Genomic DNA, 11,632 nt, shown 5'->3' on the forward strand with positions numbered 1-11,632 from the left:
AGGGGGTTGCCCCGTTGCTTGTTGACACTCTATTCACAATCCTGCCATAGAGATAGCGCAATATATCGAAGCCTATGTTCGAATTTTTTGAATAAGGCGCTGAAAGCACCAATGTGGTACTCTATAGCAATCATTAAAAAGAGATTTTACCTGGCAGTGCACTGCCCGTTAACGCTATGACAGAACAACAAAAACTCACCTTCGCGATGCTACTGCAACAGCTTGATTCGCTGACGCTGCGTGATAAACAGCGCTTTGCCCGACGTTTACACGGCGTGAAGAAGGTTAAAAATCCTGATGCACAACAGGCCATTTACCAGGAGATGGCAAAAGAGATTGAACAGGCGGCAGGGAAAGTTGTGCTGCGTGAAGCTGCACGTCCGGCGATCAATTACCCGGATAACCTGCCCGTCAGTCAGAAAAAACAGGACATCCTCGAAGCTATCCGCGATCACCAGGTGGTGATTGTCGCGGGTGAAACCGGTTCGGGGAAAACCACCCAGCTGCCGAAAATCTGTATGGAGCTGGGGCGCGGGATCAAAGGGCTGATTGGCCACACCCAGCCGCGTCGTCTGGCGGCGCGTACTGCTGCGAACCGTATTGCCGAAGAGCTGCAAACGGAGCCGGGCGGTTGCATCGGTTACAAGGTGCGATTCAGCGACCACGTTAGCGATAACACCATGGTCAAGCTGATGACCGACGGTATTCTGCTGGCGGAAATCCAGCAGGATCGCCTGCTGATGCAGTACGACACCATCATTATTGACGAAGCGCACGAACGCAGTCTGAACATCGACTTCCTGCTCGGCTACCTGAAAGAGCTGCTGCCGCGTCGCCCGGATCTGAAAATCATCATCACCTCCGCAACCATCGACCCGGAACGCTTCTCGAAGCATTTCAACAATGCGCCGATTATCGAGGTGTCAGGACGCACGTATCCCGTGGAAGTGCGCTATCGCCCGATTGTGGAAGAGGCGGATGATACCGAGCGTGACCAGCTGCAGGCTATTTTCGATGCCGTTGACGAACTGGGTAACGAAAGCGCGGGTGATATTCTGATCTTTATGAGCGGCGAGCGCGAAATTCGCGACACCGCCGACGCGCTCAGCAAGCGCGATCTGCGCCACACGGAGATCCTGCCGCTGTACGCACGTCTGTCAAACAGCGAACAGAACCGCGTGTTCCAGGCGCACAGCGGGCGACGTATCGTGCTGGCGACCAACGTGGCGGAAACCTCGCTGACCGTACCGGGGATCAAATACGTTATCGACCCGGGTACGGCGCGTATCAGTCGCTATAGCTACCGTACCAAAGTTCAGCGCCTGCCGATTGAGCCGGTTTCCCAGGCCTCGGCGAACCAGCGTAAGGGCCGCTGTGGTCGTGTGTCAGAAGGGATCTGTATTCGTCTTTACTCTGAGGACGATTTCCTGTCGCGTCCGGAATTTACTGACCCGGAAATTCTGCGTACCAACCTGGCGTCCGTTATCCTGCAGATGACTGCCCTGGGGCTGGGCGACATCGCGGCGTTTCCGTTCGTGGAAGCGCCGGACAAACGCAACATTCAGGACGGTGTACGTCTGCTGGAAGAGCTCGGCGCTATTGCCACCGATGAGCAGGCAACGGCTTATAAGCTGACGCCGCTGGGCCGTCAGCTCAGCCAGTTGCCGGTCGACCCGCGTCTGGCGCGTATGGTGCTGGAAGCACAAAAACACGGCTGCGTGCGTGAAGCGATGATCATCACCTCGGCGCTCTCCATTCAGGATCCGCGTGAACGTCCGATGGACAAACAGCAGGCGTCTGATGAAAAACACCGCCGCTTCCACGATAAAGAGTCCGATTTCCTCGCTTTCGTGAACCTGTGGAACTACCTCGGCGAGCAGCAGAAAGCGCTCTCCTCGAACCAGTTCCGCCGCCAGTGTCGCGTGGATTTCCTCAACTACCTGCGCGTACGCGAGTGGCAGGATATCTACACCCAGCTCCGCCAGGTGGTGAAAGAGCTGGGCATTCCGGTCAACAGTGAACCGGCGGAATACCGGGAAGTGCATATCGCACTGCTGACCGGTTTGTTGTCCCATATCGGGATGAAGGACGCAGAAAAGCAGGAGTATACCGGCGCGCGTAACGCCCGTTTCTCCATCTTCCCCGGTTCCGGCTTGTTCAAAAAACCGCCGAAATGGACCATGGTGGCCGAGCTGGTGGAAACCAGCCGTCTGTGGGGGCGCATTGCGGCGCGTATCGATCCGGAATGGGTTGAGCCGGTGGCGCAACATCTGCTGAAACGCTCGTACAGTGAGCCACACTGGGAGCGTGCGCAGGGCGCGGTAATGGCAACTGAGAAGGTGACCGTCTACGGTCTGCCTGTCGTGGCCGCGCGTAAGGTCAACTACAGCCAGATCGATCCGGCGCTGTGCCGCGAGCTGTTTATCCGCCATGCGCTGGTGGAAGGTGACTGGCAGACTCGCCACGCCTTCTTCCGTGAAAACCTCAAACTGCGCGCCGAGGTGGAAGAGCTGGAACACAAATCCCGCCGTCGCGACATTTTGGTGGACGACGAGGCGCTGTTTGAGTTTTACGATCAGCGCATCAGCCATGATGTGATCTCTGCCCGTCACTTCGACAGCTGGTGGAAGAAGGCCAGCAAAGAGACGCCAGACCTGCTCAACTTTGAGAAGAGCATGTTGATTAAGGAAGGGGCAGAGTCAGTCAGCAAACTTGATTACCCGAACTTCTGGCATCAGGGCAACCTCAAGCTGCGGTTGACCTATCAGTTTGAACCCGGCGCAGACGCGGATGGGGTGACCGTACACATTCCGCTACCACTGTTAAACCAGGTGGAAGAGAGCGGGTTCGAGTGGCAAATTCCTGGCCTGCGTCGCGAACTGGTCATTGCATTAATCAAATCGCTGCCTAAACCGGTGCGCCGCAACTTTGTGCCTGCGCCAAACTATGCGGAAGCCTTTTTAGGCCGCGTCACACCGCTGGAACTGCCGCTGCTGGACGCGCTGGAGCGTGAATTCCGACGCATGACCGGCACGACCATCGACCGCGATGACTGGAACTGGGATCAGGTGCCCGATCACCTGAAAATCAGCTTCCGCGTGGTGGACGATAAAAACAAAAAGCTGCAGGAAGGGCGTTCCCTGACCGAATTGAAAGAGGCGTTGAAAGGCAAAGTCCAGGAGACGCTCTCTGCGGTTGCGGATGACGGTATCGAGCAGAGCGGATTGCACATCTGGAGTTTTGGTCAGCTTCCGGAAAGCTACGAGCAGAAGCGCGGTAACTATAAGGTGAAGGCCTGGCCTGCGCTGGTCGATGAGCGCGACAGTGTGGCGATCAAGCTGTTTGATAACCCGCAGGAACAGCAACAGATGATGTGGCGCGGCCTGCGCCGCTTGCTGCTGTTGAATATCCCGTCGCCGATTAAGTATCTGCACGAGAAGTTACCGAACAAAGCCAAACTGGGGCTGTACTTTAACCCATACGGTAAAGTGCTGGATCTGATCGACGACTGCATCTCCTGCGGCGTGGACAAACTGATCCACGAGGCGGGTGGTCCGGTCTGGACGGAAGCAGGTTTTGCTCAGCTTCATGACAAGGTGCGCGCGGAGCTGAACGACACGGTGGTAGATATTGCCAAACAGGTCGAGCAAATCCTCACCACCGTTTTCAATATCAACAAACGTCTGAAAGGGCGCGTGGATATGACCATGGCGCTGGGGCTGTCAGATGTAAAAGCACAGATGGCCGGGCTGGTGTACCGCGGGTTTGTCACCGGAAACGGCTTTAAGCGACTCGGCGATACGTTGCGTTACCTGCAGGCGATTGAAAAACGGCTCGAGAAAATGGCTATCGACCCACATCGCGATCGCGCTCAGATGTTGAAAGTTGAGAGCGTGCAGCAGGCGTGGCAGCAGTGGCTGAATAAACTGCCACCGACACGCCGCGACGATGAAGACGTTCAGGCAGTCCGCTGGATGATCGAAGAGCTCCGTGTCAGCTTCTTTGCCCAGCAGCTCGGTACGCCGTATCCGATTTCGGATAAACGTATTTTGCAGACAATGGAGCAGATTTCCGGTTAAAACCCTTGCCCGGTGGCGCTGCGCTTACCGGGCCTACGGAAGAAAATGTAGGCCGGGTAAGGCGTAGCCGCCACCTGGCTGGTTATCGTTCCACAATTGCCAGCGTAAACCCGTCCCACCCCTTAACCCCCACCGTCTGCAACGCGGTGGCGGTTAAACGGGGATTGTCCCCAATCATCTCGATAAACCGACGAACACCCTGCACGCGCGCATCGTCACTTTGCTCGTTAATCACTTCGCCCTCGCGTACCACGTTATCACCAATAATCAACGTCCCTGGGCGGGAGTAGTGCAGCACCCATTCCAGATAACCTGGGTTGTTTGGCTTATCTGCATCAATAAAGATCAGGTCGAATGGCGGTATATCACCGAAATTCTCGAGCGAGTTCAGAGCCGGGCCTTCTACCAGTTCAATACGGTTGTTTAGCCCCGCGAGGTGGATATTCTGGCGGGCAATTTCGGCATGGGTTGGATCCGCTTCAAGCGTAATCAGCTTTCCGTCTGGCGGCAGAGCGCGAGCCATCCAGATGGAACTATAGGCACCGAGCGTGCCAATCTCAAGAACACGCCGCGACTGCGTCAGACGGACAAACAGCGCCAGCAGTTGACCCTGATTGGCCGCTACATCGTGTTCGGGGAGCCCGCCGCGTTTGTTGTTTTCCAGTACCTGACGCAAGACATCATCTTCAGGAATAAGCGAAGAAATCATGAAATTATCTACTGCTGACCACTGTTGTTGCATAGATTGGCTCCTGAGAGTAAAAACTGGGGGCGAAATAGGGACCTGGTAATCGTAGCACTTCAGGCATTGAACCTTCGTAAATCTGGCCCCGAAGTTCCCTGTAAAATCGTTCACGGTATAATTGAGCCGCACTGGGTACTTTTTTAAACAGCACACGCAACAGAATGTTTTGAGTGATAGAAAACCAATAGCATAATAGGCAGATGCAATCCGATTCGGCGCTCGCCTGTACTTTATTAGCCAGAAGCCGTCCCCCTGAAGAGACTCACAGGAGAAGTTCATCATGGTTCAGACCCATTTCCCCATTCTGCCTGATGCCACTCTGGCGGCGATTAATACTCTCGGCACATGGCTGGCGCAGGATGATCTGAGCGGTTCCCGTCAGAACCCGGATGTCGATGGGGTGGTTCTGGCAGGAAACGCGGTCATTCCGACTATTGATGCGGCCTGCCGTATCGCCGCGCAAAACGAGATCCCGTTGCTGATTAGCGGCGGTATCGGCCATTCGACCGCGTTTCTATATGCGGCCATTGGCAGTCACCCGCGTTATCACACGATACCGGTCACTGGGCGGGCGGAAGCCAGTATTCTGGCCGACATTGCGCGCGAGTTCTGGCAGATCCCTGAGGGACGTTTGTGGATCGAAGATCAATCCACCAACTGTGGTGAAAACGCGCGTTTTAGCTGGAACATACTGAAACAGCATCAGCGAGCTACCGGGCGAGTGCTGGTGGTGCAGGATCCGACGATGCAGCGACGTACCATGGCGACGTTTGCCCGCGTGTGCCGGGATGAACCCGTTGCACCGCGGTGGATAAGTCACCCGGGGGTTATACCGACACTGCAGAACGGCAAAGATGGGGTGGAATTTAGCGAGGGCAACACCGGACTGTGGCCCGTTGACCGCTACCTGTCACTGGTTCTGGGGGAACTGCCGCGACTGTATGATGACGTTAACGGCTATGGTCCTGCCGGACGTGATTTTATCGCTCACGTTGAGTTTCCTGATGCCGTGGCTGACGCATGGGCATTGCTACAGCAGGATCCGGTCCTGAAAACCGCCTTATCCCGGCGCTCGCTTCTCTGAGCATCCTGTGGTTTCCCCCTCCGCAAAGAGGGGGAAGGCATTACAGTGCGGCGTACTTATCCAGCGTACGCACCAGCTGCGTCACAAAACCATATTCGTTGTCATACCAGGCGACGGCTTTCACCAGTTGCAGATCGCCCGCTTCCGTTACCTCAGTTTGCGTGGCATCAAATACCGAACCAAAGTGCGAACCGATCACATCTGACGACACAATCTCTTCATCGGTATAACCAAACGATTTATTTCCCTGCGTCGCCTTTTTCAACGCGGTATTGATCTCCTCAACCGTGACCTTTTTACCCAGAATGGCGACCAGTTCGGTGACGGAGCCGGTTTTAACCGGCACGCGCTGCGCGTGGCCTTTCAGTTTGCCACTCAACGCGGGGATGACCAGGCCGATGGCTTTCGCCGCACCGGTGGTATGCGGAATGATATTTTCTGCCGCCGCGCGTGAGGCACGAAGATCTTTTCCGCGAGGCCCATCTACCAGTGCCTGGGTACCGGTATAGGCGTGAATAGTCGTCATGGTACCGACTTTAATTTCAAAGGCATCATGCAGCGCTTTTGCCAGTGGGGCGAGGCAGTTGGTGGTACAGGAAGCGACGGAAATGATGGTATCACTGGCGTCAATGGTGTCGTCATTCACGTTATAAACGATGGTTTTCATCTCTCCGGCAGGGGCAGAAATAAGCACTTTCTTTGCGCCTGCATCCAGATGCGCTCGTGATTTTTCTTCGGAGGTGTAAAAGCCGGTGCACTCCACAACGATATCCACACCTGCGGCTTTCCACGGAATATGCTTCGCCTCTTTTTCGGCGTATACCGCAATGGTTTTACCGTCAACAATCAGCGCATCTTCAGTGAAATCCACGCTCCACGGGAAACCACCGTAGTTGGAATCATGCCTGAGCAGATAGGCCAATACTTTGGGAGAGGTGAGGTCGTTGATGGCGACGACGGTGTTGCTATCCTGGGTTTCAAGAAGGCGGCGCAGTACAAGGCGTCCAATGCGTCCAAATCCGTTAATGCCAATTTTACTCATGGTGTTCTCCTGTGAACGTGTCGATACGACAGTTTGAACTCATCCAGGCTTAGACCATCACGGGCTGGGCGGCAATTGAAGATGCTTCATGCGGAAGGAAGTATTTGAAAAACCATACAGAAAAATTGATGAATTTTTAAGGAAAGGGGATTATGTTGACGCGATATCCGTTTTTTTCAGGAAATCCCATGCGTACTAAATATACAAGCCTGCAAATCGCAATTCACTGGCTGGTGTTTCTGTTAATCATCGTTGCTTATTGCGCGATGGAGTTTAAAGGTTTCTTCCCGCGTACCGCTCGCCCATTGATCAATATGATCCACGTCTCATGCGGAATCACCATTCTGGTGCTGATGGTGACGCGTCTGCTGGTTCGTCTCAAGTTCCGCGCGCCACCGATTCAACCAAAGCCAAAAGCGATGGTGACGGGGATGTCTCATCTGGGGCATCTGGTGGTGTATATGCTGTTCATTGCGTTACCGCTGATTGGTATTGTGATGATGTACAACCGGGGCAGCGACTGGTTTGCTTTTGGCATGGTGATGCCGCATGCGGCGGAATCCAATTTTGACCTGGTCGATGTGCTGAAAGAGTGGCACGTTACGCTGGCGAATCTGGGCTATTTTATGATTGGCCTGCACGCACTGGCAGCACTGATGCACCACTATTTCTGGAAAGATAATACCCTTCTGCGCATGATGCCGAAAAAGCGTCAATAAATGCGGAAAACAGGCCGGGTAAGCGCAGCGCCACCCGGCTTTTTTTTTAGCGCAGCTGAGCACGCTCTTCAGCAGTTAACGCCAGCGCCTGCGTTGATCCGGTCTCAGATGATTTCACTGCCGCTTCCAGTACAGCCATAACCGCTAATGCTTCGACAGGATTAACGGGGTTGGTGATTTTCCCGAGAACCGCATCACGTACGTTAATGTAATACTGGCGCTGATCGCCTTTCGGGGTCGCAATAGTCTGCTGTGCTCCGTCTGCTCCATAGAGCACCATGCTGTCGCTGTCTTCGCCCCAGGTTGCACTGCCGGGAATCACCCCTGCGAGCAGCTGCGCTTCCTGCTGATCGATTCTGGCTTTCACCACGCTGCCCTTATCCCCGTGGACCGTAAAGCGTGCCGTACCGCCTGCGACCAGCATGCTGGCATGCAGAATGACCTTATGTTGCGGATAATTTAAGACCACGTGCGCCCAGTCGTTAATTTCTGCACCGTCGCGCAGCGTCGCGATATTCCCCTGAACCGACTGCGGCAGGCCAAAGAGCTGAAGCGTCTGGTCAATCAGGTGAGGACCCAGGTCAAACCACAGGCCGCTCCCGGGGACGTTCTGCTCGCGCCAGCGCACGCGTACTTCCGGACGGAAACGGTCAATATGCGACTCCAGATGTTTAATCTTGCCGAGCGTACCTTGCTCAATAAGCTGCTTAATGCCGAGGAAATCGCTGTCCCAGCGGCGGTTGTGAAAGACGGAGAGCAAAAGCTGCTTTTCATCCGCCAGCGCAATCAGGTCGCGGGCTTCCTGCATGTCGAGGGTGAAAGGCTTATCCACGACCACATGTTTCCCGGCGTTCAGCGCAAGCGTGGCCAGCGGCGCGTGGGTGGCGTTGGGGGAGGCAATAACGACCAGATCGACATCCGGATGCTGAATGGCCTCTTCCGGTGTTGCAACCACCTGAACATCCGGAAGATCGCGTTTTACTTTTTCTTCATCACGAGAAGAGACGACCGCCAGCTTAAGTCCATCAACGGACTGGATCAGCGGTGCATGGAAAGTTTTGCCGACAAATCCATACCCGATCAATGCAATGTTGATTGTTTTCACTTTACTCATGACCTTCTCCACGTTGATTCGCGCAAACCGTGACCTGCAATGCGCTATGGTCCCCAAGCTCAGGCCAGGGACGATCCAGAAACAGTTGTTGGATGTTGGATAACTCGCAAACCAGATACGGTTCGCAGCGGTTGACTTTAAGGTGGTCGGCGACAATCCAGTGAGCATGGCTTACGGCAAGCATCGCGCGCTTGACCTCCGCATCTGCTTCTGTACTGGCACTCAGACCGAGATCGGCATGGATGGCGCACGCCCCGAGAATAGCGATATCCGCACGATAACGGGACAGGAGGGACAGGGTGGCGCTTCCGGCGAACAGGCGCTGCTTTTGGTCCCATTTTCCACCGAGCAGGATCAGCTCAATATTATCCTGGTCGCTAAAATGCTGGGCAATATCCAGCGAGGTGGTGATAACAGTCAGCGGCCCCTGAAGAAAGGTGGCAACAGCCATCACCGTGCTTCCGGCATCCAGAAACAGGGTGGAGCCCGGCGGAACTGCCTGCGCGACCTGTTTACCCAGACGCTGTTTGGCTTCGGGCAGCAACGTACTGCGCCCCTGACGATTCATGGCGGAAAGATTGAGTGCAATAGCCCCGCCATGATTCTTCTGCGCAAGGCCCTGGTTTTCAAGGTCAGTCAGATCGCGGCGGATGGTGTCTGCTGAAACCTGAAGCTTTTCTGCCAGCTCGGTGATACTGGCCTGTCCTTGCTCACTAATAATATCAAGTACATATCGTTGACGAGCCGTTTTGTGCATGAACAAATCCTGCAAAATGTCGCAATAGTTCGCATAATACAGCATTTCAGCGCAGAGAGAAGCACAATGTCGTCACCAGGATATGCAAGTGGGGTAATGATTCAGGTGGGTGATTATTAAAATTATATTAAGTGCTTATAAGTAAACCGTTTTAAATGTTAATCATAGTGTTATTGTTATGTTTTATTTAATAGTTTGGATTATGTTGCTATTGTATCACCCTTACCTGGCTATATATTTCAATTAAATTTGAATTAACGAATTAAAATAACGTAAATTTGTTTTTTAATGGTCATATATGCCGAAGTGTAGGCTTTAACTACGTAAGTTGACACTTCTTTGAAAATCTTTGTGTCTGACCCGTCATGAAATTAACGCAAAAATGTGCATATAACGAATTAGGAATTTTCCTTAAATAACAGGGGGTTTATATGTTTCATTTGAAAGTCCATTTTCGAGGTTTTGTCCAGAAACCCCATGTTTTTTCTTATTTGTAACACCGCATTAACATTGTGGGTGTAGTGGCCTATACCGCATTTTGTTATGCTGCTAATCAGTTTAAGAAATAAGTAAATTCTTAATTGAAATAAGACGCAGACAGAACTCAGTTCCAATGGAAATGGGTATGGGAAGTATTACCTGAAATCCGGCAAGGAAACCGAAGAAATATTTGTCTAATTATCCATACCTCTTTTTGGGTATTTGTTTGAGTATCACTCAGAGTCAGGGAGATAAAATGACGAAATTGAGTAAACCTATGTTACTTCGATATACCGCCGCGATGGCACTATTTTCGATAGCCATAAATACCGCTTGTGCCAATAGCGGGCAAGTGGGGATTGCCCCGGTTTCCACAACAACATTAAAAGAAAGTATTCTTTTTGCTATCGATCGCGATCCGTCAATTAGTCAGCAGGCCGCGCAATTAGATATTGGTCAGGCACAAATAGATGAAGCGCGCAGCGGTTGGATGCCGCAAATATCGTTAAACGGGAGTACAGGGCACAGCCAGACCACCGATTCCAGCGGGTCACTGAAGAATTCAGCCGCCTGGGGGCTGAGCCTGACGCAGCTGCTGTACGATTTTGGCAAAACCAATAACAGCATCAGTCAGTCTTCCGCCCAGCGTGATAGCTACCGCTATCAGCTGATGGGCACGCTTTCGGATGTGGCGGAAAAAACGGCGCTGAGCTATGTAGAGGTCAAACGCTATTCCGATCTGTTGCTGGCGGCAAAAGAGAATGTTCAGGCGCTCAAAAACGTCGAGCAGCTGGCAAAACTGCGCGCTGATGCAGGCGTGAGCTCCACGTCCGATGAGCTCCAGACCCGCACGCGTATTGCCGGCATGCAGGCGACGGTCGCTCAGTATCAGGCCGCCCTTAACGGCGCCCGCGCCAGGCTAGCGGTTTTAACCGGAATGCAGGCAGAGGTCTATTCGCCGGTGCCTGCAAATCTTGCCGTGGAGCCGGACTCGCTTAATCGCATAGATTATTCGCTGATACCGGCGGTGATGGCCGCGCAGAACATGGAACGGTCTGCTCAGTATGGTGTGGAAACGGCGAAGTCCCAGCACTGGCCGACGCTAAGTCTGAAAGGAGGGCGTACCCGTTATGAATCGGACAACCGTTCTTACTGGGACGACCAGATACAGCTCAACATTGATGCCCCACTGTATCAGGGGGGCGCGGTTTCCGCACGCGTTCGGCAGGCGGAAGGCGCACGAGCCATGGCCTCCTCTCAGGTCGATCAGGCGCGTTTCGATGTCCTGCAAAAGGCTTCCGTGGCGCAGGCGGACTGGACCGGCGCTCGGGGAAGAATGGAAGCCGGGAAGCAACAGCTGGAAAATGCACTGCGCGCCCGCGATGTCTATAAAAATGAATACACCCTGAGCAAGCGGAGCATTAACGATCTGCTCAGCGTTGAGCAGGATGTCTGGCAGGCCACCTCGGCAAAAATAATCGCTGAGTATGATGGCTGGAGTTCGGCAATTAATTATGCTGCTGCGGTTGATAATTTAATGCCACTTATTGGAGTAGAGAAAAGCGCTACCGCAAAACTACCCGATTTGAGTTAAAAAATGGCGCACATTGGT

At 53.5% G+C, this 11,632-nt stretch carries 8 protein-coding genes; 4 read left to right on the forward strand and 4 right to left on the reverse strand.

The window, feature by feature from the left end:
• Nucleotides 1–176 precede the first annotated feature (176 nt).
• Nucleotides 177–4,079 carry an ATP-dependent RNA helicase HrpA gene (gene hrpA, locus AAHF05_RS10615; RefSeq protein WP_129324786.1) on the forward strand — a complete coding sequence of 1,301 codons (3,903 nt, stop codon included), beginning with the start codon at nt 177–179 and terminating at the stop codon, nt 4,077–4,079.
• An 82-nt stretch (nt 4,080–4,161) separates the two neighbouring features.
• Here hrpA and AAHF05_RS10620 read toward each other — a convergent pair whose 3' ends face one another.
• Nucleotides 4,162–4,821, reverse strand: a complete 660-nt coding sequence (locus AAHF05_RS10620) for an O-methyltransferase (protein ID WP_129324785.1) — start codon at nt 4,819–4,821, stop codon at nt 4,162–4,164.
• A 283-nt stretch (nt 4,822–5,104) separates the two neighbouring features.
• Between AAHF05_RS10620 and AAHF05_RS10625 the strand changes: the two genes are divergently transcribed.
• Nucleotides 5,105–5,908 (forward strand): YdcF family protein, encoded by an 804-nt coding sequence (locus AAHF05_RS10625; RefSeq protein WP_129324784.1) that lies wholly within the window; start codon nt 5,105–5,107, stop codon nt 5,906–5,908.
• Nucleotides 5,909–5,948: 40 nt separating this feature from the next.
• On the opposite strand, the gene gap is transcribed toward AAHF05_RS10625, so the two are convergent.
• Nucleotides 5,949–6,950: a type I glyceraldehyde-3-phosphate dehydrogenase gene (gene gap, locus AAHF05_RS10630; protein ID WP_028017482.1), complete on the reverse strand. Its 1,002-nt coding sequence runs from the start codon at nt 6,948–6,950 to the stop codon at nt 5,949–5,951.
• A gap of 188 nt (nt 6,951–7,138) precedes the next feature.
• On the opposite strand from gap, the gene cybB reads away from it, so the two are divergent.
• Nucleotides 7,139–7,669, forward strand: a complete 531-nt coding sequence (gene cybB / locus AAHF05_RS10635) for a cytochrome b561 (protein ID WP_032666827.1) — start codon at nt 7,139–7,141, stop codon at nt 7,667–7,669.
• Between the two features lie 46 nt (nt 7,670–7,715).
• Here the strand turns inward: cybB and AAHF05_RS10640 are convergent, their stop codons facing one another.
• Entirely contained in the window at nt 7,716–8,783 is a 1,068-nt protein-coding gene (locus AAHF05_RS10640) for an oxidoreductase (protein WP_129324783.1), read from the reverse strand.
• Nucleotides 8,776–9,540: a DeoR/GlpR family DNA-binding transcription regulator gene (locus AAHF05_RS10645; RefSeq protein WP_049006022.1), complete on the reverse strand. Its 765-nt coding sequence runs from the start codon at nt 9,538–9,540 to the stop codon at nt 8,776–8,778. Before AAHF05_RS10645 ends, AAHF05_RS10640 begins: the two co-directional genes overlap by 8 nt.
• 736 nt (nt 9,541–10,276) lie before the next feature.
• On the opposite strand from AAHF05_RS10645, the gene AAHF05_RS10650 reads away from it, so the two are divergent.
• On the forward strand, nt 10,277–11,614 hold the full coding sequence (locus AAHF05_RS10650; protein ID WP_129324975.1) for a TolC family outer membrane protein: 1,338 nt from the start codon (nt 10,277–10,279) through the stop codon (nt 11,612–11,614).
• Nucleotides 11,615–11,632 lie beyond the last annotated feature (18 nt).

Source organism: Enterobacter adelaidei (genome assembly GCF_041937165.1).
GTDB lineage: Bacteria > Pseudomonadota > Gammaproteobacteria > Enterobacterales > Enterobacteriaceae > Enterobacter > Enterobacter adelaidei.

Bases quoted from the DNA above. Each gene is read 5' to 3' on its own strand.
- AAHF05_RS10625 (WP_129324784.1), top strand. From the start codon at position 5,105: ATGGTTCAGACCCATTTCCCCATTCTGCCTGATGCCACTCTGGCGGCG.
- cybB (WP_032666827.1), top strand. From the start codon at position 7,139: ATGCGTACTAAATATACAAGCCTGCAAATCGCAATTCACTGGCTGGTG.
- AAHF05_RS10650 (WP_129324975.1), top strand. From the start codon at position 10,277: ATGACGAAATTGAGTAAACCTATGTTACTTCGATATACCGCCGCGATG.
- AAHF05_RS10620 (WP_129324785.1), bottom strand. From the start codon at position 4,821: ATGCAACAACAGTGGTCAGCAGTAGATAATTTCATGATTTCTTCGCTT.
- gap (WP_028017482.1), bottom strand. From the start codon at position 6,950: ATGAGTAAAATTGGCATTAACGGATTTGGACGCATTGGACGCCTTGTA.
- hrpA (WP_129324786.1), top strand. From the start codon at position 177: ATGACAGAACAACAAAAACTCACCTTCGCGATGCTACTGCAACAGCTT.
- AAHF05_RS10640 (WP_129324783.1), bottom strand. From the start codon at position 8,783: ATGAGTAAAGTGAAAACAATCAACATTGCATTGATCGGGTATGGATTT.
- AAHF05_RS10645 (WP_049006022.1), bottom strand. From the start codon at position 9,540: ATGCACAAAACGGCTCGTCAACGATATGTACTTGATATTATTAGTGAG.